27 protein-coding genes are annotated in these 26,416 nt (G+C 60.2%); 15 read left to right on the top strand and 12 right to left on the bottom strand.

What is annotated here, in order from left to right; genetic code table 11:
- Window positions 1–3 precede the first annotated feature (3 nt).
- Window positions 4–807, bottom strand: coding sequence for an alpha/beta fold hydrolase (locus ACP7BX_RS10885; RefSeq protein ID WP_314529160.1), 804 nt, complete (start codon window positions 805–807; stop codon window positions 4–6).
- Window positions 808–821: 14 nt separating this feature from the next.
- Window positions 822–1,745 carry a LysR family transcriptional regulator gene (locus tag ACP7BX_RS10890; RefSeq protein WP_016979354.1) on the bottom strand — a complete coding sequence of 308 codons (924 nt, stop codon included), beginning with the start codon at window positions 1,743–1,745 and terminating at the stop codon, window positions 822–824.
- A 49-nt stretch (window positions 1,746–1,794) separates the two neighbouring features.
- Here ACP7BX_RS10890 and ACP7BX_RS10895 point away from each other — a divergent pair, with 49 nt between their 5' ends.
- The 3 genes from ACP7BX_RS10895 (at window position 1,795) to ACP7BX_RS10905 (ending at window position 3,917) form a co-directional block, all read left to right on the top strand.
- Window positions 1,795–2,109 carry a 3-phosphoglycerate kinase gene (locus tag ACP7BX_RS10895; protein WP_314529154.1) on the top strand — a complete coding sequence of 105 codons (315 nt, stop codon included), beginning with the start codon at window positions 1,795–1,797 and terminating at the stop codon, window positions 2,107–2,109.
- 139 nt (window positions 2,110–2,248) lie between these two features.
- Window positions 2,249–2,848 (top strand): FMN-dependent NADH-azoreductase, encoded by a 600-nt coding sequence (locus ACP7BX_RS10900; protein WP_314529151.1) that lies wholly within the window; start codon window positions 2,249–2,251, stop codon window positions 2,846–2,848.
- Between the two features lie 202 nt (window positions 2,849–3,050).
- Window positions 3,051–3,917 (top strand): carboxylate/amino acid/amine transporter, encoded by an 867-nt coding sequence (locus ACP7BX_RS10905; RefSeq protein ID WP_426126410.1) that lies wholly within the window; start codon window positions 3,051–3,053, stop codon window positions 3,915–3,917.
- 111 nt (window positions 3,918–4,028) lie between these two features.
- On the opposite strand, the gene ACP7BX_RS10910 is transcribed toward ACP7BX_RS10905, so the two are convergent.
- Window positions 4,029–5,327 carry a mechanosensitive ion channel family protein gene (locus tag ACP7BX_RS10910; RefSeq protein ID WP_426126412.1) on the bottom strand — a complete coding sequence of 433 codons (1,299 nt, stop codon included), beginning with the start codon at window positions 5,325–5,327 and terminating at the stop codon, window positions 4,029–4,031.
- 193 nt (window positions 5,328–5,520) lie between these two features.
- On the opposite strand from ACP7BX_RS10910, the gene ACP7BX_RS10915 reads away from it, so the two are divergent.
- The gene (locus ACP7BX_RS10915) at window positions 5,521–6,867 is read left to right on the top strand and encodes a DEAD/DEAH box helicase (protein WP_033900634.1); all 1,347 of its coding nucleotides are present in this window, start codon (window positions 5,521–5,523) and stop codon (window positions 6,865–6,867) included.
- A gap of 50 nt (window positions 6,868–6,917) precedes the next feature.
- On the opposite strand, the gene ACP7BX_RS10920 is transcribed toward ACP7BX_RS10915, so the two are convergent.
- Window positions 6,918–7,193 carry a hypothetical protein gene (locus tag ACP7BX_RS10920; RefSeq protein ID WP_038847276.1) on the bottom strand — a complete coding sequence of 92 codons (276 nt, stop codon included), beginning with the start codon at window positions 7,191–7,193 and terminating at the stop codon, window positions 6,918–6,920.
- 153 nt (window positions 7,194–7,346) lie between these two features.
- Here ACP7BX_RS10920 and ACP7BX_RS10925 point away from each other — a divergent pair, with 153 nt between their 5' ends.
- From ACP7BX_RS10925 to copD, 5 genes are all read left to right on the top strand, one after another.
- Window positions 7,347–7,736, top strand: a complete 390-nt coding sequence (locus ACP7BX_RS10925) for a hypothetical protein (RefSeq protein WP_010208626.1) — start codon at window positions 7,347–7,349, stop codon at window positions 7,734–7,736.
- Between the two features lie 127 nt (window positions 7,737–7,863).
- Complete coding sequence (locus ACP7BX_RS10930) at window positions 7,864–9,570, top strand: copper resistance system multicopper oxidase (protein WP_426126415.1); 1,707 nt, start codon at window positions 7,864–7,866, stop codon at window positions 9,568–9,570.
- Window positions 9,571–9,580: 10 nt separating this feature from the next.
- Window positions 9,581–10,396, top strand: a complete 816-nt coding sequence (locus ACP7BX_RS10935; protein ID WP_426126417.1) for a copper resistance protein B — start codon at window positions 9,581–9,583, stop codon at window positions 10,394–10,396.
- A 50-nt stretch (window positions 10,397–10,446) separates the two neighbouring features.
- On the top strand, window positions 10,447–10,821 hold the full coding sequence (copC, locus tag ACP7BX_RS10940) for a copper homeostasis periplasmic binding protein CopC (protein ID WP_426126419.1): 375 nt from the start codon (window positions 10,447–10,449) through the stop codon (window positions 10,819–10,821).
- Window positions 10,818–11,672: a copper homeostasis membrane protein CopD gene (gene copD / locus ACP7BX_RS10945; protein ID WP_426126421.1), complete on the top strand. Its 855-nt coding sequence runs from the start codon at window positions 10,818–10,820 to the stop codon at window positions 11,670–11,672. Before copC ends, copD begins: the two co-directional genes overlap by 4 nt.
- Here copD and ACP7BX_RS10950 read toward each other — a convergent pair.
- The 3 genes from ACP7BX_RS10950 to ACP7BX_RS10960 form a co-directional block, all read right to left on the bottom strand.
- Window positions 11,669–12,535 (bottom strand): DUF6279 family lipoprotein, encoded by an 867-nt coding sequence (locus ACP7BX_RS10950; RefSeq protein WP_426126423.1) that lies wholly within the window; start codon window positions 12,533–12,535, stop codon window positions 11,669–11,671. The two genes, copD and ACP7BX_RS10950, sit on opposite strands and share 4 nt — an antisense overlap.
- 65 nt (window positions 12,536–12,600) lie before the next feature.
- Window positions 12,601–13,323 (bottom strand): TorF family putative porin, encoded by a 723-nt coding sequence (locus tag ACP7BX_RS10955; protein WP_426126425.1) that lies wholly within the window; start codon window positions 13,321–13,323, stop codon window positions 12,601–12,603.
- 207 nt (window positions 13,324–13,530) lie between these two features.
- Window positions 13,531–13,710 (bottom strand): hypothetical protein, encoded by a 180-nt coding sequence (locus tag ACP7BX_RS10960; protein WP_003193095.1) that lies wholly within the window; start codon window positions 13,708–13,710, stop codon window positions 13,531–13,533.
- A gap of 311 nt (window positions 13,711–14,021) precedes the next feature.
- On the opposite strand from ACP7BX_RS10960, the gene ACP7BX_RS10965 reads away from it, so the two are divergent.
- From ACP7BX_RS10965 to ACP7BX_RS10975, 3 genes are all read left to right on the top strand, one after another.
- Window positions 14,022–14,858 carry a CvfB family protein gene (locus ACP7BX_RS10965; RefSeq protein ID WP_017845295.1) on the top strand — a complete coding sequence of 279 codons (837 nt, stop codon included), beginning with the start codon at window positions 14,022–14,024 and terminating at the stop codon, window positions 14,856–14,858.
- Between the two features lie 52 nt (window positions 14,859–14,910).
- Window positions 14,911–15,309 carry a DUF2177 family protein gene (locus tag ACP7BX_RS10970; RefSeq protein ID WP_426126427.1) on the top strand — a complete coding sequence of 133 codons (399 nt, stop codon included), beginning with the start codon at window positions 14,911–14,913 and terminating at the stop codon, window positions 15,307–15,309.
- A 199-nt stretch (window positions 15,310–15,508) separates the two neighbouring features.
- Window positions 15,509–16,951 (top strand): NCS1 family nucleobase:cation symporter-1, encoded by a 1,443-nt coding sequence (locus tag ACP7BX_RS10975; protein WP_426126429.1) that lies wholly within the window; start codon window positions 15,509–15,511, stop codon window positions 16,949–16,951.
- Here ACP7BX_RS10975 and ACP7BX_RS10980 read toward each other — a convergent pair.
- The gene (locus ACP7BX_RS10980) at window positions 16,863–18,071 is read right to left on the bottom strand and encodes an MFS transporter (RefSeq protein WP_426126431.1); all 1,209 of its coding nucleotides are present in this window, start codon (window positions 18,069–18,071) and stop codon (window positions 16,863–16,865) included. The two genes, ACP7BX_RS10975 and ACP7BX_RS10980, sit on opposite strands and share 89 nt — an antisense overlap.
- Window positions 18,072–18,174: 103 nt before the next feature.
- Here ACP7BX_RS10980 and ptrR point away from each other — a divergent pair, with 103 nt between their 5' ends.
- From ptrR to ACP7BX_RS10995, 3 genes are all read left to right on the top strand, one after another.
- Window positions 18,175–19,068 (top strand): putrescine utilization regulator PtrR, encoded by an 894-nt coding sequence (gene ptrR, locus ACP7BX_RS10985; protein WP_426126433.1) that lies wholly within the window; start codon window positions 18,175–18,177, stop codon window positions 19,066–19,068.
- A gap of 142 nt (window positions 19,069–19,210) precedes the next feature.
- Window positions 19,211–19,333, top strand: coding sequence for a PA1414 family protein (locus tag ACP7BX_RS10990; protein WP_003193089.1), 123 nt, complete (start codon window positions 19,211–19,213; stop codon window positions 19,331–19,333).
- Between the two features lie 405 nt (window positions 19,334–19,738).
- Window positions 19,739–21,829, top strand: a complete 2,091-nt coding sequence (locus tag ACP7BX_RS10995) for an NAD(P)-dependent oxidoreductase (protein WP_426126435.1) — start codon at window positions 19,739–19,741, stop codon at window positions 21,827–21,829.
- Window positions 21,830–21,893: 64 nt separating this feature from the next.
- Here ACP7BX_RS10995 and ACP7BX_RS11000 read toward each other — a convergent pair whose 3' ends face one another.
- From ACP7BX_RS11000 to speB, 4 genes are read right to left on the bottom strand one after another with little or no spacing between them, the layout of a single operon-like run.
- On the bottom strand, window positions 21,894–23,276 hold the full coding sequence (locus ACP7BX_RS11000) for a sodium:solute symporter (protein WP_426126437.1): 1,383 nt from the start codon (window positions 23,274–23,276) through the stop codon (window positions 21,894–21,896).
- 24 nt (window positions 23,277–23,300) lie between these two features.
- Complete coding sequence (locus ACP7BX_RS11005; RefSeq protein WP_426126439.1) at window positions 23,301–24,890, bottom strand: purine-cytosine permease family protein; 1,590 nt, start codon at window positions 24,888–24,890, stop codon at window positions 23,301–23,303.
- A gap of 21 nt (window positions 24,891–24,911) precedes the next feature.
- A complete protein-coding gene (locus tag ACP7BX_RS11010) occupies window positions 24,912–25,334 on the bottom strand; it encodes a YybH family protein (protein WP_426126441.1) in 423 nt (140 codons plus the stop codon).
- Window positions 25,334–26,284 (bottom strand): agmatinase, encoded by a 951-nt coding sequence (gene speB / locus ACP7BX_RS11015; RefSeq protein ID WP_016976505.1) that lies wholly within the window; start codon window positions 26,282–26,284, stop codon window positions 25,334–25,336. The genes ACP7BX_RS11010 and speB overlap by 1 nt, the downstream gene beginning before the upstream one ends.
- Window positions 26,285–26,416: the final 132 nt, after the last annotated feature.

Genomic DNA, 26,416 nt, shown 5'->3' on the forward strand with positions numbered 1-26,416 from the left:
GGGTCAGTGATCCTGGGTAGTGGTTTCGACTGTCTTTAGAAAATCGAGCAAGGTTGCGTTAAAGACTTCGGGTTGGTCCAAGGGCGTGGCATGGCGGGAATCCTCGATCACCACCAGTCGCGCATCGGGCAGCAGTTTTACATAGTTTTCTTTTTGCGCCACGGGGGTGTAGTCGTGGTCGGCGCTGATGACCAGGGTTGGACAGGTGATTCTGGAAAGTCGTTCCTGCACGCCCCAGCCCACAATGGCATCGAAGCTGGCGAGATAAGCACGTTTGTCGTTTTTTGCCCAGCGTTCGGCCATCTTGCGGCGCAGGTCGGCCTGATGCGGTTTTGGGAACAGACGGTCGCCCAATGCCTTGCCGATGGTGGCCAGGCTGAGCACACGCGCCAGGCTCCAGCGTTTGGCCCATTGCCAGTAATCATCGGCACTGCGCACCTTCACCTGCGGTGCGCTGTTGACGATGCACAGGCTCTTGACCTGCGCGGGTTCGTCCACCGCCAACTGGAAGGCAATCATGCCGCCCATGGACAGGCCGACCACATGGGCGGGTGGCAGGTCCAAGTGGTCGATCAGCGCCAGCAAATCAAAGGTGAAGCCCTGGATGCTGTAGCGCTCGCGCGGTTTGTCCGAGCGGCCGTGGCCGCGCACATCGACCACGATCAGGCGGTAATGCCTGGCCAGCACCGGAATCTGCAGTTCCCAATCCTGGCTGCTGGAGCCCAGGCCGTGGATCAGGATCAACGGCGTGCCGTGGCCGTATTCCTCGTAGTGCAGGCTGCATCCTTCGTGGTCGAACCAGGCCATGCGTGAACTCCGTTTCAGGCTTGCTGCGGGGCGGCGAAAGGCGCGTCCAAGGGGGCTGTGTCAAAGGTGCGCAGCAGTTCCACGAGGATCTGCGTCGCCGGCCCCAAGGGTTTGTCCTTGTTCGAATACAGGTAGAAGGTCGGGTTGCGGCTTCCACCCTTTTCCAAGGGTAGCTGCTTGAGCAGGCCTTCCTTCATTTCGCGTTCGATCAGGTGGCGGGGTAACCAGGCAAAGCCCAGGCCGCTGCTGACAAACGTCGCAGCGGTAGCCAGGCTGCCGACGGTCCAGCGCTGTTCGGCGCCAAGCCAACCCACATCCCGTGGTTGCTGGCGGCCGGAGTCGCGAATCACCACCTGCATCTGGCTTTCCAGGTCCTGGAAGCTCAGCTCGCGGTTCAGGCGGTGCAATGAGTGGTCCGGATGGGCCACGGCAATGAATTCCACATCGCTCATTTCCGTGCCCAGGTAGCCGGGGATGATGAAGCCGCTGATGGCCAGGTCGGCCATGCCATCGAGCAACAGCTCCTCGACGCCCGACAGCACTTCCTCACGCAGTCGCACACGACAACCCCGGCTCTGCGGCATAAATGCGGTGAGCGCGCGTACCAGGCGTGCGTTCGGATAGGCCGCGTCCACTACCAGGCGCACCTCCGCTTCCCAGCCTTGTTCCATGTGGTGAGCGAGGTCTTCCAACTGGCTGGCGTTTTTCACCAACTGTCGGGAGCGGCGCAACAGCACTTCACCCGCGTCAGTGAGCACGGCTTTGCGCCCGTCGATGCGCAGCAGCGGCACGCCAAGCTGGTCTTGCATGCGGGCCACGGTGTAGCTCACCGAGGACTGCGAACGGTGCAGCGCTTCGGCCGCCTGGGCGAAGCCGCCATGGTCGACCACGGCTTGCAGCGTGCGCCATTGATCGAGGGTAACGCGGGGCGCTTTCAAGATGGGTTCCTCTTGTCCTAAGCTGACAGTCCTTATTGGAGACTGCCGAATGAGAAAATTCTGTTGTGTGTTGCTGGTGCTGCTGCCGTTGAGTGCGTTTGCCTATCCCATCGATGTGACGAAAAAGATCGACGGCGTCAGCATCGACTACACCGCCTCCGACGTGGACGGCGATATCAGCTCGATTCAACTCAATAACTACGGCACTCAAGACGCGGTCTGCTCGGTAACCTTCACCAACGGCCCGGAATCGCCGCGCCGCAGAACGGTCACGGTGCCGGCGGGCAAAAGCACCAACACCACGGTCAAGTTCAACCGCGCCATTATCAAGATGCGCATCGCCCTGGCTTGCGCACCGAAGTAACCCAGCAGCGGAGCATGCTCCGCTTATAAACAAATTTATAGATGGGTTATAGCAGTTTTTTGCGCTTTTTTATCGAATTGGCTCTGTTTAATCTCCACTCCATCGCCTTACAGCAATTTCCGATGGAGCCTACAAAGCCATGTCCAATGTTCTGATCATCGAAAGCAGCGCCCGCCAGCAGGATTCGATTTCTCGCCAACTGACCCAGCAATTCGTCAGCCAATGGCAGGCCGCCCACCCGGCGGACCAGATCACCATGCGCGATGTGGCGCTTAACCCGGTTCCACACCTGGACGCCAACCTGCTCGGCGGCTGGATGAAGCCAGCGGATCAACGCAACGACAGCGAGCAGGCGTCCCTGGATCGCTCCGACGAATTGACCAACGAATTGCTTGCGGCAGACGTGCTGGTGATGGCCGCGCCGATGTACAACTTCGCCATTCCCAGCACCCTCAAAGCCTGGCTGGACCACGTGTTGCGCGCCGGTGTGACCTTCAAGTACACCGCCACCGGGCCACAGGGGCTGCTGACCGGCAAACGCGCCATCGTGCTCACTGCGCGCGGCGGCATCCATACCGGCGCGAGCTCCGATCACCAGGAACCCTATCTGCGCCAGGTCATGGCCTTTATCGGGATTCATGACGTCACCTTCATTCACGCCGAAGGAGTGAACTTGAGCGGTGACTTCCAAGAGAAGGGCATCAACCACGCCAAGGCGCTGTTGGCCCAGGTCGCCTGATCCGTTAATCGCCAGATAATCCCACGATGGTTATCTAGCTCCACGCAAGCCCTTCAAGTACGCGTAACAGACCTCCCTTTGCACTTTTGCTCCTGAGTGCTCCTGCCCGACTGCCGCTTTAGCGAGGTCGGGTTTTTTTTGCCCCGAGTTTCGTCAACCGCCGAAAACCTTTAATGTCCCGCCCATTCGAAACGAGGCGCGCATGGGCTACTTACTGGTTGTCACCCTGATTCAGGCATTTTCCTTCAGCTTGATCGGCGAATACCTCGCCGGACACGTCGACAGCTACTTCGCCGTCCTAGTGCGCGTGCTGCTGGCCGGCTTGGTATTCATCCCGCTGACGCGCTGGCGCTCGGTTGAACCGGGCTTCATGCGCGGCCTGCTGGTGATCGGCGCGTTACAGTTCGGTGTGACGTACGTGTGCCTGTACCTGAGCTTTCGCGTGCTCACGGTGCCGGAAGTGTTGTTGTTCACCATCCTCACGCCGTTGCACGTGACGCTTATCGAGGATGCGCTTAACCGGCGCTTCAACCCCTGGGCGTTGATTGCCGCGCTGGTGGCGGTGGCGGGCGCGGCGGTGATCCGTTTCGACCAGATCACTGCGCACTTTCTGGGAGGCTTTCTGCTGCTGCAACTGGCCAACTTCACCTACGCCGCCGGGCAGGTGATGTACAAGCACCTGGTCAAACGCTACCCAAGCGACCAGCCGCATTACCGCCGCTTTGGTTTCTTCTACGTGGGCGCATTGCTGGTGGTGTTACCGGCGTTCCTGATGTTTGGCAAGGCCAACTACCTGCCCGATGCACCGCTGCAATGGGGTGTGCTGGTGTTCCTCGGGTTGGTCAGTACGGCGCTGGGCATGTACTGGTGGAACAAGGGCGCCTGCCTGGTGCATGGCGGCACGTTGGCGGTGATGAACAACCTGCATGTGCCGGTGGGGTTGCTGTTGAACTTGCTGATCTGGAACCAGCATGAGCCGCTGGGGCGGTTGGCGTTGGGTGGGTTGGTGATTCTGGGGGCGGTGTGGATCAGTCGGTTGGGTGTGCGCCAGCAGCCGATCCTGCGTTGATCCACCTGTGGGAGCGGGCTTGCTCGCGAAAGCGGTGTATCAGCTCCCGATTTGCTAGCTGAAACACCGCATTCGCGAGCAAGCCCGCTCCCACAGTGGGTTGTGGTGGCGTCAGGCAGATTTGTTTTCCAGCGTGGGTAAATGACTGGCGCCGAGCAAGGCCGGCAACACCCCCGCACGCAAGTCATTCCCACTCGGCTGCTGATACAGGCTCAAGCCAAACTCCGGCAGCACCGCCAGCAGGTAATCAAAAATATCCCCCTGGATCCGCTCGTAGTCCGCCCACGCCGTGGTGCGGGTAAAGCAGTAGATCTCCAGCGGCACGCCTTGGGCGGTGGTTTGCATCTGGCGCACCATGCAGGTCATGTTCGGCTGGATGTCCGGGTGGCTTTTCAGGTAGGCCAGGGCATAGGCGCGGAAGGTGCCGAGGTTGGTCATGCGACGGCGGTTGGCCGAGAGTTGCGCGCTGTGGCCCTGGGCTTCGTTCCAGGCCTTGAGTTCGGCCTGTTTGCGTCCGATGTAGTCGGTGAGCAGGTGCACCTGGGTCATGCGCAGTTCTTCGTCGTCACGCAGGAAGCGCACGCCGCTGGCGTCGATGAACAGGCTGCGCTTGATACGGCGCCCGCCGGAGGCCTGCATGCCGCGCCAGTTCTTGAACGATTCGGACATCAGGCGCCAAGTGGGGATGGAGACGATGGTCTTGTCGAAGTTCTGCACCTTGACCGTGTGCAGAGTGATGTCCACCACGTCGCCATCGGCGCCGACCTGGGGCATCTCGATCCAGTCACCGACCCGCAGCATGTCGTTGCTGGTCAACTGCACGCTGGCGACGAACGACAGCAGCGTGTCCTTGTACACCAACAGGATAACCGCCGACATGGCGCCCAGCCCTGACAGCAGCAAAAGCGGCGAACGATCGATCAGGGTGGCGACGATGATGATCGCGCCAAACACGAACAGCACCATCTTCGCCAACTGCACGTAGCCCTTGATCGAGCGGGTGCGTGCGTGTTCGGTGCGGGCGTAGATGTCCAGCAGGGCGTTGAGCAGGGCGCTGACGGCCAGCACCAGGAACAGGATGGTAATCGCCAGGGCCACATTGCCGATGAACAGGATGGCGGTCTTGCTCAGGTCCGGCACCAGGTACAGGCCGAACTGGATCACCAAGGACGGCGTCATCTGTGCCAGGCGATGGAAGACCTTGTTGTGCCGCAGGTCGTTGAGCCAGTGCAGGGCCGGTTGCCGGCCGAGCAGCTTGACGGCGTGGAGGATGAGGTAACGTGCCACTCGTCCGAGCAACAGCGCCACCACCAGCAACACCAGCAAGCCGAGGCTGGCATGCAGCAGCGGATGTTCCTCGAGGGCGCCCCAGAGGTCTTGGACGTTGAGCCAGAGCTGTTTGATATCCATGGATGAGACCGATTCTTCTATAAGACAACACGGGGCGATTAGAGCATTTAAGTGCAACAAAGTTGATGTCATGGACAAATGCACTGACAAAAAAGCAGCCGATTAGCACCGTTCGCGTAAAGAAACTCGGTTTGGACGCGCGAAACCGGTAACCTATGCAGCTGATTTTTTGTATTTCTTCGAGGTAGCACCCGTGTTTTCCCAATTCGCCCTGCACGAACGCCTGCTCAAAGCCGTGGCCGAGCTTAAATTTGTCGAGCCTACGCCTGTGCAAGCAGCGGCCATCCCGCTCGCGCTCGAAGGGCGTGACCTGCGGGTGACAGCTCAAACCGGTAGCGGCAAGACCGCCGCTTTCGTCCTGCCTGTGCTGAACCGCCTGATCGGCCCGGCCAAGGTTCGCGTCAGCATCAAGACCCTGATCCTGCTGCCGACCCGCGAGTTGGCCCAGCAGACTCTGAAAGAAGTCGAACGCTTCTCGCAGTTCACCTTCATCAAGTCCGGCATCATCACCGGAGGTGAAGACTTCAAGGTCCAGGCGGCGATGCTGCGCAAGGTGCCGGACATCCTGATCGGCACCCCAGGCCGCATGATCGAGCAGCTCAATGCTGGCAACCTCGACCTCAAGGAAGTCGAAGTGCTGGTATTGGACGAAGCGGACCGCATGCTCGACATGGGCTTTGCCGACGACGTGCAGCGCCTGGTAGCCGAGTGCGTCAACCGCCAGCAGACCATGCTGTTCTCCGCCACCACCGGTGGTTCGACCCTGCGCGACATGGTCGCCAAGGTGCTGAACAACCCTGAACACCTGCAGGTCAACAACGTCAGCGACCTGAATGCGACCACGCGCCAGCAGATCGTCACCGCCGACCACAATGTGCACAAAGAGCAGATCCTCAACTGGCTGTTGGCCAACGAGACCTATCAGAAAGCCATCGTGTTCACCAATACCCGCGCCGCCGCCGACCGCATCTACGGCCGCCTGGTAGCCCAGGAATACAAGGCGTTCGTGCTGCACGGCGAGAAAGACCAAAAGGACCGCAAGCTGGCCATCGATCGCCTCAAGGCCGGTGGCGTGAAGATCCTGGTCGCCACCGACGTCGCCGCCCGTGGCTTGGACGTGGACGGCCTGGACCTGGTGATCAACTTCGACATGCCCCGCAGTGGCGACGAATACGTGCACCGTATCGGCCGTACCGGGCGTGCCGGCAATGACGGCCTGGCCATCTCGCTGATCTGCCACGGCGACTGGAACCTGATGTCGAGCATCGAGCGCTACCTCAAGCAGTCGTTCGAGCGCCGCACTATCAAGGAAGTCAAAGGCACCTACACCGGGCCGAAGAAGGTCAAGGCGTCGGGCAAGGCCGTTGGCGTGAAGAAGAAAAAGACCGACGCCAAGGGCGACAAGAAGAAAACCGGTGCCAAGTCGCCGACCAAGCGCAAGATCGCCAACCGGCCGAAGACCGACAACCTGTCGCTCGTCAGCAAGGACGGTATGGCGCCGCTCAAACGCCGCAAGCCTGAAGCCCCGGCTGCCGAATAAGGCGCGGGTGATGTAAAAAAACCGGACGATTGTCCGGTTTTTTTATGCCATCAATTTTTGGCCTTGGCGGAGGCTTCCTTGAGTTCCTTCAGACGAGCATCGATCAGCTGGCACTTGTCAGGGAACTCCGCGCTTTCGGTGTCCAGGTCCATCTTCTGCAGCTCGTCGTTCATCTCCTTGGCCTTGGTCGGGTTCTGCTCGGTCAGCTTGGCCACTTCCTGGGCCAGTTGCTCGCGCTTGGCCGTGGCCTCGTCGGGGGTACAGGCCCAGGCGGGCAGGGCGGTCAACAAGGTGGCGGCGATGGCCAGGTTCATCAGGGTTTTCATGGGTGGACCTCCTTGGCAGGGATACTCAGTGGAGGTCGCGGGCACCTGGAAAGTTCACGCCAATGACGCTCGTCTGCTGGGCTGAACGGCCAGTGACGTGGCCGGTCACACCTTTAACGGGCTACTTTCCACCCGCCCGCAGGAGGAATCAGGATGACGACTTACAACTGGGATCTGATCGAACGTCTGCTGCATGAAGTGCAGAACGGCGAGGGCAGCTTCGCCCCGCGCAAATACGCCGAGCAGGAAGCGGCCGAGAAGGCCACGGCGGGCGAGTCCACCGGCAATCTGGACGCGCTCAAAAAGACCGCCGCGGACTACGAAGCGCTGCTGTTCAAGCGCGGTTTTATCGAGTCGCGCCCCGAAGACGAGGGCGGCAATGGCGAGAATTTCATCCTGACCCCGTTGGGCGCGCAATTGCTGGCGCTGATCGACAGTTCGATCCCTGGCAATGATCACCCGCGTCAGGTGCTGGATGAGCAGCCCGACGCTCTGGACCCGGCGACCTTCGCCGAGGTGGCCTCCAAGGCCCAGATCGCCTGATCCCTCTCACGCCCCGGCGCTGTCGCAACGCCGGGGCGAAACTGTCAGATCGGTAATCTGTCGCTAAGCTGGCTGACAGCCGGCCCTGCCTACTCTGCTGCCATTCAACTCATGGATTTGAATCGGCATGCACTCCAACACTACCCGACGTACCTTCGTCAAAGGCCTGGCTGCCGGCGGCTTGCTGGGCGGGCTCGGTCTCTGGCGCAGCCCGGTCTGGGCCTTGACCAGTCCCGGCCAGCCCACGGTGCTGGCCGGCACCGAATTTGATCTGTTCATCGACCAGAGCCCGGTCAACCTCACTGGCCGTATACGCACGGCGTTGGCCATCAATGGCAGCCTACCCGGCCCGCTGCTGCGCTGGCGTGAAGGCGACACCGTGACCTTGCGCGTGAACAACCGCCTGGCCGAACCGACGTCGATCCATTGGCACGGCATTCTCCTGCCGTCCAACATGGACGGCGTTCCGGGCTTGAGCTTCAAGGGCATCGAGGCGGGTGGCGTGTTTGTCTACCAATTCACGGTCAAGCAGCACGGCACGTACTGGTACCACAGCCATTCCGGATTCCAGGAGCAGCAGGGCGTGTATGGCCCGCTGGTGATCGACCCGAGGGAGCCCGAGCCGTACACCTATCAGCGCGACTACGTGGTGATGCTGTCGGACTGGACCGACGAAGACCCTGTCGCCTTGATGAAAACCCTCAAGAAACAGTCCGACTACTACAACCTGCACAAGCCGACCGTGGGTGACTTCGTGCGGGATGTGGGCAAGCAAGGCGGGTCGGCCACGGTGGCCGACCGCCTGATGTGGGCGCGAATGAAGATGAACCCCACGGACCTGGCCGACGTCAGCGGCGAAACCTACACCTACCTGCTCAACGGCCAACCGCCGGAGCGCAACTGGACCGGCGTATTCAAGGCGGGCGAGACGATCCGGTTGCGCTTTATCAACGGCTCGGCAATGAGCTACTTCGATGTGCGCATTCCGGGGCTGAAGATGACCGTGATTGCCGCCGATGGCCAGCCAGTGCAGCCGGTGAGTGTCGACGAGTTCCGTATCGCCGTGGCAGAGACCTTCGATGTGCTGGTCGAGCCGACGGCCGAGGCTTACACACTGTTTGCCCAGTCGATGGACCGCAGTGGTTATGCCCGCGGCACGCTTGCCCGACACACCGGGGCGATGGCCACCGTACCGGCACTGGACCCGCGCCCCTGGATCACCATGGAGGATATGGGCATGGGTGGCATGGGCCACGGCGTCATGGAGGACATGCCGGACATGGCCGGCATGGATCACAGTGCCATGTCGATGCAGGCCCATCCTGCCAGCGAGCAAAACAACCCGCTGGTGGATATGCAAGCCATGAGCCCGATGCCCAAGCTCGCCGATCCCGGCATCGGCCTGCGCAACAACGGCCGGCGTGTCCTGACTTACGCCGACCTGCGCAGCGCCTTCGAAGACCCTGACGGACGCGATCCCAGTCGCACCATCGAACTGCACCTCACTGGGCATATGGAGAAATTCGCCTGGTCATTCAATGGCGTGAAGTTCTCCGATGCCGAACCCTTGCAACTGACCTACGGCGAGCGCGTCCGGCTGGTATTGGTGAACGACACGATGATGAGTCACCCCATTCACCTGCACGGCCTGTGGAGTGACCTGGAGGACGAAAACGGCCAGTTCCAGGTGCGCAAGCACACCATCGACATGCCGCCGGGCTCACGGCGCAGCTACCGGGTGACTGCCGACGCGCTGGGGCGTTGGGCCTATCACTGCCACCTGCTGTACCACATGGAAATGGGCATGTTCCGTGAGGTACGCGTGCATGAATAAGGAAACGAGCATGAGCCGTCGTGTCTTATCCGGCTTAATCGCGTTGGCGTTTGTTCCGCTGGCACAGGCCGATGAATTCCAGGGCATGAGCCCGGCGATACCGGCGCTCACTGAGAGCCGCACACCGATCCCCGTATTGACGGACGCCGATCGCGCTGCGGTCTACAACGCGCCCGGCGGGCATGTGGTTCACGACAGTGGCATCCATTCCCTGCTGCTGATTAACCAGTTGGAATGGCAAGACGGCGAGGGCGACGGCGCGTTGAACTGGGATATCAAGGGCTGGGTCGGTGGTGATATCGATCGCCTGTGGTTGCGCAGCGAAGGCGAGCGCAGTGCCGGTCGCACCGAAAGCGCTGAAGTCCAGGCGTTGTGGGGGCATGCCATCAGTCCTTGGTGGGACTTTGTCGGCGGTGTGCGCCAGGACTTCAAACCCGGTAACGGCCAGACCTGGGCAGCCTTCGGCGCGCAGGGCATGGCGCTGTACAACTTTGAAGCCGAAGCCACGTTGTTTGTCGGTCAAGCCGGGCGCACTGCTGCGCGGCTGGAGGGCGACTACGACATCCTGCTGACCAACCGGCTGATCCTGCAGCCCACCGCCGAACTCAACTTCTATGGGCGCAACGATCCGCAGCGCGGCGTCGGTTCGGGCCTGTCGGACAGCGAGTTGGGCCTGAGGCTGCGTTACGAAGTGCGCCGCGAATTTGCGCCCTATGTGGGCGTGACCTGGAATCGCAGCTACGGCCAGACCGCGCAATACGCCAGGGATGAAGGCGAAGACACGCGGCAACTGCGCTGGGTCGTGGGTTTGCGCTTGTGGTTCTGATGTTTTTACTCTTCCTATAACTCGCCGCCATGAGCGGCTTGGAGCCTTGCATGTCGATGTTGAAAACCGCCCTGGCGGGCGTTGTGTTGTGCACCAGCGTGGCGGCTTCAGCCCATCCCACGCTGCTGTCTTCCAGCCCGGCATCCGGTGCCCAGGGTGCTGCACCCGCAGTGATTGAACTGCGCTTCTCGGAAAACCTGCTGACGCAGTTTTCCGGCGCCAAGCTGACCATGACCGATATGCCCGGCATGCCCAATTCGCCAATGCCGGTAAAGGCCAGTGTCGCCGCCAGTGCTGATCCCAAAGTGATGCTGATCAAGCCGGCCTCCACGCTGACGGCGGGCACCTATCGGGTGGATTGGCGTGCGGTGTCTTCCGATACCCACCCGATCCTTGGCAATGTGGTGTTCATCGTCCAGCCATGAGTGAACTGGTCCCGGTGTTACTGCGCTTCGCCCTGTATCTGGACTTGATGCTGCTGTTTGGACTGGGGCTGTTCGGCCTGTATGCAGATAGTCGGTTGCTGAATCTGAAGCCTCAGCTACGGGCATTGGCGGCACTGGGTTTGCTGCTGTCGGTGGCGTCGTTGCTGTCCATGACTCAGTCCATGAGCGGTGCCGAGGATTGGCCAACGCTGTGGACGCACCTGCAGATGATGCTCTGGCACACCGAATTGGGCTGTACGTGGTGGCTGCGGATTGCGGCACTGGTTCTGGTTGCACTCAATACCCGGTTGGCCACCTGGTTCGGCGGTATCGCGTTGGTGACGCTGGCCTGGACCGGGCATGGGGTGATGCATGAAGGCTCTTTGGGGCTGTGGCATCTTCTCAGCGACAGTGCGCATCTGCTGGCGGCGGCGGGCTGGGTCGGGGCATTGGCGGCGTTCGGGCTGATGTTGAGGAGTACATCTGAGCAGGCGGTGCCAGTGTTGGCACATGCCTTGGCAGGCTTCGAGCGTGTCGGCGCGGTCTTCGTTGCGGTGCTGATTGGCACGGGCGTGGCGAATTATCTGTTTGTGGTCGGGCCGAACCTGAATGGCATTACGGGCGGCGTCTACGCGATCCTGTTGTGCTTGAAGTTGGGCTTGTTTGGATTGATGTTGGGGCTGGCGGCGATTAATCGCTCACACCTGACGCCGTTGTTGCAGCGCTCCCTGGCGGCAGGTGACCACCGAGCAGCGCGTAAAGCCTTGCGTCGCAGCATCACCCTGGAGTTTGGGGCGGTGGTGCTGATCCTGGCGCTGGTGGCCTGGTTGGGAACCTTGGCCCCCCGCTAGGACTGCGCACTTTTCAAGCATTTGAGCGCCTGGAAATCGCTACGCACCTTGTCGATCTTCTGGGTGAGCTTCTGCCGTTGCTGCACGGTGCTTTCGGCCATTACGTCGACAATCAGGCTGCGGGCCGCAGCTTCCGTCTGTGCGTAGGCGCTGCGGTATTGCGGGGTCCACAGGCTTTCGCGGTCCACTAGCAACTGCTGCATTTTTTGTGGGAAGTCGGCGTTTTTGCGCTGTTGCACGGCGTCGATAAACTGCGCCTGCCAGCGGGCGCGGTTGCCGATCCATTCCTGGTTCTGCTCGCCCAGTGCAATGGACCAGGCGGTCACGCGGTTCTGCTGGCTGGCACTGAGCGGGCCGATCCAGGCGTCCAGGCGCTTGTTCATGCGCTCGGCGCGCTCCTTGATCTGCTGGGCCAGGGGCGGTTTGAGGTACTCGTCCTGGCGTTTGCGCAGGTCCTTGGCCAGGGCGTCGCTCATTTCCTTGACCTGCTGATCGTCCAGGCCTTGGAGCAGTTCGATGGCGGAGGGCGTGATCTCACGGGCGACGTCGTCGATGGCTTGTTTGGCCTCGGTGGTCCGGGCCTGGAGCGCGGCGTCGGTGACCTGGTTGTCGTCGGCCATCCGTTGCAGGCGGTCCAGCCAATCTAGGTAACCCGGCAGTTGGGTGGTGCAGTGCCAGGCCAGGTGTTCCTTGAGCTTGTCGTTGAACCAACTCTTCTGCCCGGCATTCATGTCCAGGTAGTCGTTGAGGGTCCAGGGGATGATCACGTCGAGGTTGCGATAGGCCAGGCCCACGCGATTGCAACCGGCGAGCACTAGGCTCAGGGTCAGCAGTACCACCAGTAGTTTGAGCCGACGCAGCATGGGCGGGTCCTTCGCAGAGTGGGTTATCACATGTGAACCCGCGCCGGGTGCGACAGTTCAGCCCCTCAATAAAACGACCGTGCGGCCTTCAGCGTCAACAGCCCATCGCATTGCGAGTTGTGTCCGGAATAGGCCGAGCAATCCCCGCCGCTGAGGCTGGAGTCGCTGTAGATCAGGTTCAAGTCCACGCCCATCCACTGCCGGGAGAATTGCACCGACCAGTCGCTGAAGGTACGGATGGAGCCGCCCTCCACTGAAACCGGCGTGCCCAACTGATGAGTGGTGTACTTCATGCTGACGCCAATGCCGAACGGCTGGGTGCCGCCGAGGTCAGCAAACAGGGTGCTGTCCTGGCGATCCGGGTCGTTGCTGAAAGAGGCGCCAAAGCGATTGCCCAATAGGTTCAGGCCTCCGTAGAACTCCTGGCTGTCGAGGGGGCTGAGCTTGGGGTAGCTGTAGTGGATCAGGCCCACTTCGTAGCCCAGGGTCTGGTCGAAGGGATGCTTGAAGCCCATGTAGGAATCGACTTCGAGGGTGCTGGACGAGGACAGGCCCATGTTCGGGGAAAACTGGCCGAAGTACAGGCCGCTGTCGTGGCTCAGGTCCAGCCCGCCATGGAACGAATCGCTGCCGGGAGACGTCGGCTTGACCAGGCCCTGGGCCATGCTGCGACTGGGCGTCGTGCCCAATTTCAAGTCGAAGTCACCCAGTTCACGCTGGAAGATCTGGGCTTCGGCGAGAGGGCTGGCAATCAGGGCACCGACCAGGAATATGCAGGGTTTGAACATGCTTCACTCCATGAAAAGCGAGGAGCAGTGACGGAGAAAATCGGGCAGATGCCCGTGCTAGACGTGTGCAAGCATACCGGCGAATGCCAGGCGGTGAGACCCGTTCGTCGATTAGCGTGTTATTGAAGGTATTGCAGAGGGTCTTTCGGGCTCTAGTCCTAGCGCCTTGATGGCAAGACGCTTAGGGACCAGGTGTGTTGCGCGGTATTACTTCTTACCCAGGCTGATCTGCTTGGACGGGCCGAAAGTCTGGCCGCTCACGCCCTTGGCAATCTGCTGGATTTCGCCGCCGGACTTGAGGAAGGCAGCAATCTGGCTGTTGATCGATTCGCTGGTTTCAACGGCGGGAGCTGGCTTTGCTTTGCTGTTGGATGCTTTTACGCGCATGGCGGCCACTAACCTGTAGAAAATTAACTTGGCCAGGCATCGTACAGGAAATACTTGACAATTGCTTGGCAAATATCCCCCGGGAATAAGTGGGGCGGTGGGAAATAGCCGAAGTTGATCGCTGAAATAATCCCCTAACTTACTGTTTTAACTCGAAACCATGCAGCTGTCCGCGACCGGCTGCCTGGAAAAAATGGGCCGATTGATCAGACGAGCGGGGCAGCGCCACGGCAACCCGCGATTTTTCAGGCACGCGCGCGTGGCGAGCGCAACTCGGGTAGAATGCCGCCCACGTAATGAGGGTATTGAAAATGGCTTTGGTCGGGCGCTACAACAGCTTGCAAGTGGTTAAACACACTAACTTTGGTTTGTACCTGGACGGTGCGCAAGATGGCGAAATCCTCTTGCCTAATCGGTATATCCCCAAAGATATTCCCAGTGAAGATGAAGACTGGCTTAACGTTTTCATTTACCTGGACAGCGATGACAAACTTATCGCCACCACTGAAAAGCCCAAAGTTCAAGTGGGTGAGTTCGCCAGTTTGAAAGTGGTAGAAGTCAACAGCATTGGCGTGTTCCTCGACTGGGGCCTGCCCAAGGACCTGTTGCTGCCGTATTCGGAAGAAAAACGCCAGATGACCGCAGGCGAATATTGCGTGGTGCACGTCTACCTCGACAAGCACACCAAGCGCATCACCGCCACTGCGCGCCTGGATCGCTACCTGGATAAGACGCCGGCCAACTACCAGGTGGGCCAGGAAGTCGACCTGCTGGTGGCCGAAGCCACTGACATGGGCTTCAAGGCGATCATCAACAACAAACACTGGGGCCTGATCCACAAGAACGAAGTGTTCAAGTTCCTGCGCCCCGGTAAAGAAGAAAAAGGCTTTATCAAAGAGATCCGCGCCGATGGCAACATCAGCCTGAGCCTGCAGCCGGTTGGCCAGGAAGCGGCCTCCAGCCTCAACTCGAAGATCCTCGCCAAGTTGCGTGAAAACAACGGCAGCTTGCCGGTCAGCGACAAGAGCGATCCGGCCGTGATCAGCAACTTGTTCGGTGTGAGCAAGGGCAACTTCAAGAAGGCCATTGGTGCGTTGTACAAGCAGGGTCAGATCGTGATCCACGCGGATCGCATTGAACTAAGCTGACCCCGCTTTGCTCTTCTGTAGACGCCCGTCGGCGTCTACAGAGGTTGCATCAATGAGCAAGAAATCGCTGTTCGCCTACTTCGGCACGTTGCTCGCCTTCCTGATCCTGGACGGCCTCTGGCTCGGTGTCCTCATGGGCCCCACCTACAAATCCCTGCTGGGTCCACTGATGCTGGACCAACCTCGCCTGTTGCCCGCCACACTCTTCTATCTCCTTTACGCGCTCGGTTGCGTGGTGTTCGTGGTCTTGCCCAGCGCAAGCTGGCAGCGCGCTGCACGGCTGGGTGCCTTGCTGGGCCTGGTCGCCTACGGCACCTATGACCTGAGCAATTGGGCCACGCTGCAAGGTTGGTCTGCGCAGTTGGCGGTCATGGACATGGCGTGGGGCACCTTCCTGACTGCAGTCTGCTGCACGGCAGGTTATCTGTGTGCACATCGAGTGCAGCGCTGATTGTGTACAGGATTTTTGTGCACCGTTGCTGAGCGCATGCCCTGCATCCAAGCCTGGTCCCCTCCCTTTGGAACGCCGTTCCAGAGGGATTGGGTTCAATTGGCACGCATTCTGCTGAATGCCTCGTATACAAACCATGCCGCCTCCCGTATGCATCCCCGTGACGGAAGTGCAGGCCGGTATTTCGAGGAGCCCCGCGATGACCGAACAATTGCCCAAAGGCTACAGCCCACGCCTGTATAACCAGGACCTGGGCCCGCTGCCGCAAAAGTGGAACTGGTACAACATTTTTGCCTTCTGGATGAGCGACGTGCACAGCGTCGGCGGTTATGTGTTCGCTGCCAGCCTCTTCGCCCTGGGCCTCGCCAGTTGGCAGGTGCTGATCGCCTTGCTCGCCGGTATCTGCATCGTGCAAGTAATCGCCAACCTGGTAGCCAAACCGAGCCAGCAGGCTGCGGTGCCTTACCCCGTGATCTGTCGCCTGGCATTTGGCGTGTTTGGCGCGAACATTCCTGCGGTGATTCGCGGCTTGATCGCGGTGGCCTGGTATGGGATTCAGACATACCTGGCGTCGAGCGCCTTGATCATCGTGGTGCTGCGCTTCTTCCCACAGATGGCGGTGTACGCGGAGCCGCATTTTGCGGGCTTGTCCTACCTTGGTTGGTTTGGTTTCCTCAGTCTGTGGCTGTTGCAAGCGGCGGTGTTCTGGGCCGGCATGGAATCCATCCGGCGTTTTATCGATTGGGCCGGGCCGGTGGTCTACGCGGTGATGTTCGCCCTGGCGGGTTGGATCGTGTGGAAGGCGGGCTGGTCGAACATTAGCTTCACCCTGGCGGAAAAATCGCTGTCGGGCTGGCAGGCCTTCGGCCAGGTGATCGTGGCGACGGCGTTGGTGGTGTCGTACTTTTCCGGGCCGACCCTGAACTTCGGTGATTTCAGCCGCTACTGCCGCAGCATGCAGGACGTGCGACGCGGTAACTTCTGGGGCCTGCCGGTGAATTTCCTGGCGTTTTCCCTGGTCACCGTGGTGATCGTCTCGAGTACCTTGCCGGTGTTTGGCGAAATGTTGCATGACCCGATCGCCACGGTTTCGCGCATCGATAACAGCATGGCGGTGTTGCTGGGGGCGTTTGCTTTTGTCACCGCGACCATCGGCATCAATATCGTCGCCAACTTCGTGTCCCCAGCCTTTGACTTCGCCAACGTTGCGCCGAGCAAGATCAGCTGGCGCGCGGGTGGGATGATCGCCGCCGTGGCGTCGATCTTCATCACACCGTGGAACCTGTTCAATAACCCGCTGATGATCCACTACACCCTGGATATTCTCGCGGCCTTTATCGGGCCACTGTTTGGCATCCTGCTGGTGGATTTCTACCTGATCAAAAAACAGCAGATCGACGTGGACGCGTTGTTCGATGACAGCCCGAGCGGGCGCTACTACTTCGACGGCGGTGTGAACTGGACGGCAGTCAAGGCGCTGGTGCCCGCGACGCTGGTGGGCGTCGCGATCACCTTTACCCCGGCGTTGCAGGGCATGGCCAACTTTGCCTGGTTTACCGGCTGCTTCCTGGGTGGGCTGTTTTTCCTGGTGTTGGCGCGGCGTGAACAGGGGCGTGTGCCTGCGCCGCTGGTTGCCGGTTGACCAGGATCGAGCCTGCCAACAGCAAGCCAGCGCCGGCCACCACCAATGCCGGTTGCAGCCCACCACTCAGGTGGCTGCTGACCGAGGCCAGCAACGGCCCGCTCAATTGGCCGATGGCGAAACTGGCGGTGAGCAGTCCGGTGCTGCGCTGGTAGCCGTGGGGCGCGACGTCCCGCAGGCGGGCCATCACCAACTGCATGCAAGCCAGGAATGGCCCGCCGCACAGCAACACCCCCAGTGCCAGGCCCCAGCCATTGCCCAGCAAGCAGGCAAACACCCCGGCCGCTTGCAGCCACAATGTGGTCATCAGCCAGCGGCGAGTGGTGTCTGGGTCCTTGCGGCGCAGGGTCGCCACCACTACGCCAATGGCGGCGGCCAGGCCGAAGCATGGCCAGAACAGATCGGCTTGCCACGCGCCCTTGAATTGCGCGCTGGCCATCTGCGACAAAAACGTTGCCGGGATGATGTAGCCAAGGCCATACAACACGTAGATCCAGCACAAATGCACGATGCTGCCGTTGCTGCCGGCTTCGACGTGCCCGGAGACGGGCGCGCCGCTGGCGGAGGGCTTGGGCAGGAAAGGCAAGATGGCCAGCAACATCACCAGGGCCACCACGCCATACACCAGCCACAAAGTGCCCGAGTTTTGCCCCATCAGGTTGGAGCCCAGCGCCAACAAACCGGTCAACAAGATCCCCAGCCCCGGCCCGGCAAAAACCAAGGCACCCAGGCGCGGACGCCCGGCGGCAATCGCCAGCGGCTGGCTCAGGCTGGTGATCATCACCAGGGCCCAGGCACTCGCGACACCGGTGCCAAAGCGCAGCAACAGGTGCGGCCAGAACCCATGGGCCCAGTACGACGCCAAGGTCAACAGCACGCACAGCCACAACCCGCCATGTAAACGCCCACGGACATGATGGTGGCTGCGCGCGAAGATCGAGTCCACCGCGCCGACGAAGTAGCCCAGGTAGTTGGCGGCGGCAATCAGGCCGGCGCCGGTCAGGTCGATCTGCCCTTCACTGAGCAGATGGGGCATTTGTGGGGTGAGGGCGAAACGGCCAATCCCCATCGCCATCATCAGGGCGACAAAGCTGGCGAGTAAGCGGACTAAAGGAGACATGATCAGTATTCCTGCGAGTAAACGAATACCCTCAGGCTAAAGTGGATTGACTTTCTGCAAAAATGAATAATAGTGAGTAACTTGTTCAGTTTTGGAGAAAGGTATGGAGTTCAGTCAATTGCGCATTTTCCAGGCGGTGGCGGAAGAGGGCTCCATCACGCGCGCGGCGGACCGCTTGCATCGGGTGCCGTCGAACCTGTCGACGCGCCTCAAGCAAATGGAGGAGCAGCTCGGCGTAGAGCTGTTCGTGCGTGAGCGCCAGCGCTTGCAGCTGTCACCGGCCGGCAAGGTGTTGCTGGACTACAGCACCCGACTGCTGGCCCTGCACGACGAAGCCCACGGCGCGGTGCAAGGCGGGCAACCGGCCGGCGATTTTGTGGTGGGCAGCATGTACAGCACAGCGGCGGTGCACTTGCCGAAACTGCTGGCGGGCTATCACAAGGCCTACCCGATGGTGAACCTTCAGGTGCAATCGGCACCCAGCGGAGAGCTGCTCGAAGGGTTGATCACCGGCCGGCTGGATGCGGCATTTGTGGACGGCCCCATCACCATCGCTTCCCTGGACGGTGTGCCTCTGTGCGAAGAACGCCTGGTGCTGATCTGCGAGGCCGACCATCCGCCGGTACAGGGGCCGCAGGATGTGGCGGGGCGTTCGGTGTTCACCTTCCGTCGCAGCTGCGCCTATCGCACCCGCCTGGAAACCTGGTTTTCCCATGAGCGGGTGGCCATGGGCCGGGCGATTGAGATTGAGTCTTATCAGGGCATGCTGGCGTGCGTGATCGCCGGGTCCGGGGTGGCGTTGATGTCCGAATCCATGCTGGAGAGCCTGCCAGGCAAAGACAGCGTGTCCGTTCATCCGTTGAAAGGGCCTTCTGCCACTGCGACCACCTGGCTGATGTGGCGAAAGGGTATGCTCGGCGCTAACCTCAACGCATGGATCGATCTGCAGCAAGCCAGCAAGACTGCGGTCCTGCACGACACGCGCGCCATTGCTTGAGCGATCCGTCAGGATTTTGATGAATTCAGTAATAGTTCGTTGTGGTTTCGTTCAAGCATTACGTAGGACTTAGGGCTACTATCACTGTAGGAAAAGGCGACAGAACTTGCGCCTACCAGCATTACCCTCAAAGGGGGCAACCATGAAAGAGAAAATTCAAAACTGGCTCCATGATCTGGGTGTTGCACTGGGCTTGATCGAGCCTCCGCTGCAACCCGTGCCGATTCGCACCGATGACGAGCAGCGTCGCCCACGTCGCAGGTAAGTCCTGGAAGCGCTCACGCGATCCAATCGCGCGGGCGCTGACACCTCGGGTCGTTCTTCAGGGCGTGTTCGGTTCCCTGTAATCAGGCTGTATTCGCCGTACATTTCGTAGTGTCCGCAACTGTCTGACGAGGCATGCCTCATTCTCAGAGCCTTCTTCTTATTTTGTCATCCGTAACCTTTTCCCGGTTCGTCCTTTTCTGAGTAAGCAAACGCAGGGAGCTTGTCAGTCAGGCTTTGGCGTTCAATTGTCAGAATTGGATTACTAGTCAGTCAGAAACGGCCGGCTTATTTAATTCTTAAGAGGCGCATAGGTTGAAACCCAAGCGCCCATTCGTGGCGCCCCAACGTTGTTGGGCTCCTCTTCTCAAGGGGTCAATAAACCAGAATTGTTGGAGACAAAGCTATGTTGCTCTCTTCAGTTCCTCCGGTCGCCGCGTCACTCATCACCACAATCGAAAGTGTTCTACATATTGCACCAGTGTCGAAAAGCTGGAAGGCCGACGCCCCCAGAAACGTCGTGTTTCTTCCCCCTGCATTGACCAAGCAGGCTCTGCTCATACAGCTCGGGCTCTTACGGCCAACTACGATCATCGTCGGCGACCAAGCCATCGATGCGGACCTCATCCATCAATGGCGTGCCTCTCACCCCTTTGGAGAACTCTGTTTGATCCGCAGAGGTACAAGTCTGGATAAGATACGACTGGACCTATGTGAATCTAATGGTATTCAAGTATTCAACACGTCCGGGGTGAACGCGCCGCATGTGGCTGCCTATCTCCTACGTTGGCTGACACTGGCGGATGGTTCCATCCCTCATGATGTGCGTGTACTGGGATACGGCAATGTGGGAAAGGAACTGATCAATTTGTTACTTGATCGAGATCCCGATGTTCGGATCAAGGTATTAGTCCGCCAGGATCGAGCACTGGACACTTTCGGGCATGCATCTCCCGATAGTCGAGTGTCATTTGTCGTGGACTGGTCCGAGATATTGGACGGCGCTTCTGCTGTCGCCCTGTGCTTATCCCTGAACGATGAGTCCACTCATCGCATTGATTCATCCCTCATCCGATCCCTGCACACACACGCTCGGCTGGTCTGCGTCGCCAAGCCGGATGTGTTGAGTGACGATGCTTTGCATGCCCTGGCAGCGGCTGAAGATATCCAGCTTGTAGTGGACTATGGGCCTGCGACATTGGAGGCGTTCCGCCTACGTACACAAACACTCGGCTGTGATGTCTCCACCTGGTACAGACCTGCCACGCTGACAACGCAAGCATCAACCAGCGAGTCCTGCCACTGCGACCTTGACTACGCTGTTTCAGTTCAGTTGAGCCTGATGGCTGTGCGCGGCCTGGTCAGGCGCAAACTTTCACACTCCTTGGCGATTCCTCCTCGGCCCGCAGGCGCTGGTGCAGCGCGTGTGTCGATCATTGGTCGAGGGATCAATGGCCTGTTCCAGGCGGTAATGCTCCGCCTGGCGAATTATCAAGTGACGATATATGGAGGCAACCAGAGGAGCGATGGCGCCAGTCACAAGCCTGTGAACATGCGCCACCTGTCTGCCACGGAGACGAGCGCAAAGCCACTGCATAACGATTATCTGCTTCCCGCCAATCAGCATTTGGCCGTTGAATGCAATCGTGCTGGCATTGAGTTGTTTGAAAAACTACTGGCTGATAATCCAGCGTTGGCGCGATTCGCTCGGGCTCGGATCGTACGTGCTTACAGGGACGGCGCCCTTGGAGTAGAGGCAGCGATAAGAGAGCAGTCCGATATCGAAAACAGGCCTTGGCCGAGTGGCAAATTGGGATGCGAACTCACAGAGATCAGTCAACGACAGTTTTTTGAGCGGTATGGAGTTCCAGGCATTGGTCGGGCTATTGAAGTGTCGGGCTACGATCTGGAGTTTGTCCATTTGAAGGATGAGATAGAGGCGCTTTTACTGAACGCCGGGGTTCAGTTCATGCCTGGGCATCTGAATCCGGACCAAATTGCTGAGTTAAGCAGACAACACTTTGTCGTGACTGCCATGGGAGTAGAGGAGTTTGAAGTCGTTTCGATCATTGGTTGGTTTTTCAAGCTGCGCGCTGCTGATAATGAAGGTGCTGGAATGCGCGGACTCAAGTTGCAGTACGATTTGCCAATCGGTGTCATGAATTGCCGTTTGGACGGGGACTGCATTCTCATTTCAGGTGGACAGGTTCCGCCCGATTCGACAGCAGAGCGCAAGGAGCAGATATTGGCGGCATGCCTGGCTGCTGTCTCTCGGCACTTTCCGAGGTCCTATCGCAAGGCAATCGAAAGTGGCGAACTGCAAGTTATCGAATGCGCCAGACCCGGCACCTCGGATGGGCTGTCGATAGTGCATTGGTCCGCCTACCACCGAATTGCAGCAGGAGGAACCTACGCCGGCGGCACCACACAGGGATTGCTATGGGCCTCCCTGGTCCAGGAAATCATCCAGGCAAATCAAGATCTTGCTGTTGAATGAAAAAAACGGGCACGACATCCGACGTCGCGCCCGCTGAAGAAACCGCTCTAAATCCAGTTGTATCTCAAACCGCGTTGGCCGCCACACCCGCTGGCCGGCGCGACAGCAAACTCACCACTACAAAACTCACCAGCCCGATCGCCAGGCTGTAGTAGATCGGCGTGTTTGCATCCAACCCGTCCTTGATCATGAACACCAGTGCCGTCACGAAGCCCAGGGTCATGGAGGTGATGGCGCCTGAGGTGGTGGCGCGTTTCCAGAAGATCGCGCCGATCAGCGGGATCAACATGCCGCCCACCAACAGGTTGTAGGCCAAGGTCAGTGCGCTGATCACATCGCTCACCACCAGGGCGATACCCAGCACGGCAATGCCGGTCAGCATCGTGAACAGGCGGTTGATGGCCAGGCTCGACTGTTTGCCGCCACGCAGGCGCGGCAGCAGGTCTTCGGTCAGGACGGTGGAGGCGGCGAGCAGGCCGGCGCTGGCGGTGGACATCATTGCCGCCAGTGCTGCGGCAATCACCAGGCCACGGATGCCGTCCGGCAGCGACACTTTCACGATAGCGGCAAAGGCGTTGTTGACGTTATCCAGGTCCGGGATCAGCACATGCGCGGCCATGCCGATCAATGCACAGGCCAGGCCATAGAGGATGCAGTAGAACCCGGCGAACGTGCCTGCGTACTTGGCGACCTTTTCGTCGCGGGCAGTGAACACCCGCTGCCAGATGTCCTGGCCGATCAGGATGCCGAAGAAGTAGATCATGAAGTAGGTGATGATCGTGTCCCAACCGATCGCGGTGAAGCTGAAACTCGACGCGGGCAGCTTGGCCACCAGTTCGTCCCAGCCGCCGACGCGGTACAGGCAGATCGGCAGCAGGATGAACATCAGGCCGACGGTCTTGATCACGAACTGCACGATGTCAGTGAGTGTCAGCGACCACATGCCGCCGATGGTCGAGTACACCACTACCACGCCACCGCCAAGCAGCACCGAGATCCAGAACGGCAGGCCGAACAGCACTTGCAGCACGGTGCCGATGGCCAGGATCGAGGTCACGCCGATCATCAGTGCGTAGGCCAGCATGATCACGGCGCTGGCCTGGCGGGCCATGGGGTTGTAGCGTTTTTCCAGCACCTGGGTCACGGTGAAGATCTTCAGCTTCAACAGCGGCTTGGCCAGGAACAGGTTCAGCGCAATGATGCCCATGCCCAGCGCGGCACACAGCCAGAAGCCGGAGATGCCGTGTACGTAGCCCAGGCGCACGGTGCCGACGGTGGACGCCCCGCCCAACACCGTGGCGGCCATGGTGCCCATGTACAACGACGGGCCCAGGTTGCGCCCGGCCACCAGGTAGTCTTCGTGGGTCTTGGCGCGGCGCATGCCGTAGTAGCCGAGCACGAGCATGCCGGCGGCGTAGATGAGTACGACGAATAAATCCAAAGCCATGACGGCGATTCTCCGATTATCTTTTTATTGTGATGAAGAGGCTTGCTGTGGTGAGGACGCTTGTTGTGGCGAGGGAGCTTGCTCCCGTTCGACAGCGAAGCTGGAGCCGGCTTTTTTGGGGCCGCTACGCAGCCCAGCGGGAGCAAGCTCCCTCGCCACAACGGCCGGCCCATAAACAGCCGCCGGTTCCGGGAACACACGAAGCAAGGTCAGGTACACCACCGAGGCCAGCCCCAGCGTCACCGGCAGGCTGATATCAATGCCATCCGCCAGATTGCCCAGCGGCCCGACAAACTGCCCCGGCAGGTTGACGAAGCACAGGCCCACCAGCGCACTCGGGATCCAGGCCCCCAGCCCGCGCCAGTTCCAGCCATGGCTGAACCAGTAGCGGCCGCCGGTTTCACCACGCGTGAACACCTGCAGGTCATCCGGGCAATAGAAGCCGCGACGCACGATCAGGCCGATGATCATCATCACCATCCACGGCGTGGTGCAGGTGATGATCAGCACGGCGAAGGTCGACACGCTTTGCACCAGGTTGGCGGCGAAACGTCCGATAAAGATGAAGGCAATCGACATCACCCCAATCAGCAACGTGGCCTTGACCCGCGACAGCAGGCGCGGGAATACGCTGGACATGTCCAACCCGGTGCCGTACAGCGACGTCGTGCCGGTGGACATGCCGCCGATCACCGCGATCAGGCACACCGGCAGGAAGAACCAGCTCGGCGCCACGGCCAGCAAACCGCCGACATAGTTGTTGGCCGCAATATAGTCCGGTGCCTTGATCGCCACGATGGTCGCGGTGGCCAGGCCGAACAGGAAGGGGATCAAGGTGGCGATTTGCGCCACGACCACTGCCAGCATGATGCGTATTTTCGGCGTCTCACGCGGGATGTAACGCGACCAGTCACCCAGGAACGCGCCGAACGAAATCGGATTGCTCATGGCCACCAGCGCGGCGCCGATAAAGGCCGCCCAGAAGCCGGTCTGGCCCAGGGCCACGGTGCCGGCGAAGTGGCTGTCGAAGGCCGGCGCAAACGCGAAGATCCCCAGCAGGAACAGCAGGCTCGCCGCCCATACCGCAATGCGATTGACCCACAGCATGAAGCGAAAGCCGTAGATGCACACGGTCAGTACCAGAATCGCGAACACGCCGTAGGCCAGGCCCAGGCTCAGGTCGGTTTCCGGCAAGCCAATCAGACGTTTCGCACCACCCACCAGCGCATCACCTGAACTCCACACCGACAATGAGAAGAAGGCAATCGCCGTCAGCAGCGATAGAAACGAGCCGACAATCCGCCCGTGCACGCCAAAGTGCGCACCGGAAGACACGGCGTTGTTGGTGCCATTGATCGGCCCGAACAGGCCCATGGGCGCCAGGATCAGCGCACCCACCAGCACGCCCAGCAGAATCGCCCAGACACCGGCCTGGAACGACAGGCCGAACAGCACGGGAAAAGAACCCAGCACGGCGGTGGCAAAGGTATTGGCGCCGCCGAAGATCAGTCGGAACAGATCCTTGGGGCCAGCGGTACGTTCGTGGTCCGGGATCTGCTCGACCCCGCTGGTTTCTATCTTGCGAATACTTTTATCGTTGTTTTTATTATTCATGATCTGCTCCGATCACATTGGCTAAGGGGGCGGCAGCCCTTCCGGCATAGCGGACAAATGTTCGTGACAGGCCAGCCACAGGCCTTGTTTTTGTTCTGTGCGAGATTCTTGCCGTTTGAAGACAATGGTCTCGCGTTCCTGGCTAAAAAATTGCTCCCCGTTCATGCGCAGCTCGGTGGCCACGTCATGCATGAAAATCGCCACGTCACCTTGCAGGCTGACAAAGGCGTTGCTCGAGGCGCAGGACAGCACCTCGAACCCCTCGTCCCGGCGCCAGCTGTCCCACAACGCCTGGTAGGCATCGCGACTGAGCAGTGGCTGGGGCAGGGTGTAGAACACGAAGCTGGCGTCCGCCGTGAACGCGCCGAAGTAGGCGGCGCGGTCATTGCGGGCGAAGGCCGCCACCAGGTCGGCGGCGGCTTGCTGTACTTTTTGGGCGCTCATCAGCGATGTGCCACGCCAGGCAGTACGCAGAGCATCTCGTACAGCAGGTTGGCACCCAGCAGCGAAGTGTTGCCGGTAGTGTCGTAGGGCGGCGAAACTTCTACCAGGTCGCAACCAATCAGGTCGAGACCCTGGCAGCCACGGATGATCTCGATGGCCTGGATGGTGGTCAGCCCGCCGATTTCCGGGGTGCCAGTGCCCGGCGCCCAGGCCGGGTCGATGCCGTCGATGTCAAAGCTCAGGTACACCGGACCGCCGCCGACTTTTTCACGCACTTCGGCCATCAAGGGCGCGAGGGAGTGGTGCCAGCATTCTTCGGCCTGGACCACGCGGAAGCCCTGTTTGCGGCTCCAGTTGAAGTCTTCGGCGGTGTAGCCCTGGGCGCGCAGGCCGATCTGCACCACGCGGTCGCAATCGAGCAAACCCTCTTCTACCGCGCGGCGGAAGGTGGTGCCGTGGGCGATTTTCTCGCCGAACATATGGTCGTTGACGTCAGCGTGGGCATCGATGTGCACCAGCCCGACCTTGCCGTGTTTCTTATGGATCGCCCGCAGGATCGGCAGGGTGATGGTGTGGTCACCGCCCAGGGTCATCGGGATCACGTCGTGTTCGAGGATCTCGTCGTAGGCTTCTTCGATGATGCGCACGGCGTCGAGCAGGTTGAAGGTGTTGATCGCCACGTCGCCGATGTCGGCCACCGACAGCGAATCGAACGGTGCGGCGCCGGTGGCCATGTTGTACGGGCGGATCATCACGGATTCGGCGCGGATTTCACGCGGCCCGAAGCGGGTGCCGGCGCGCAGCGATGTGCCGATGTCCAGCGGCACGCCGACAAAGGCGGCATCCAGGCCCTTGGCCGTTTGCAGGTGGGGAAGACGCATCATGGTGGCGATGCCGGCAAAGCGCGGCATTTCGTTGCCGCCCAGTGGTTGGTGGAAAATCTTGTCCACGGGAGTGCCTCATCGTTGTTTTGTTTGTTAAGGGCCGATTCTGCGAAATACGTGGAAACGAAAGAATCGGCAGGGGCAAATACTTAGTTCAGATTTTTCTAAACTAATGCGCACAGGTAGACTGCAACGACC

Origin of the sequence: Pseudomonas sp. DWP3-1-3b3 (assembly GCF_049896305.1) — a bacterium.
GTDB classification, from domain to species: Bacteria; Pseudomonadota; Gammaproteobacteria; order Pseudomonadales; family Pseudomonadaceae; genus Aquipseudomonas; species Aquipseudomonas azotoformans_A.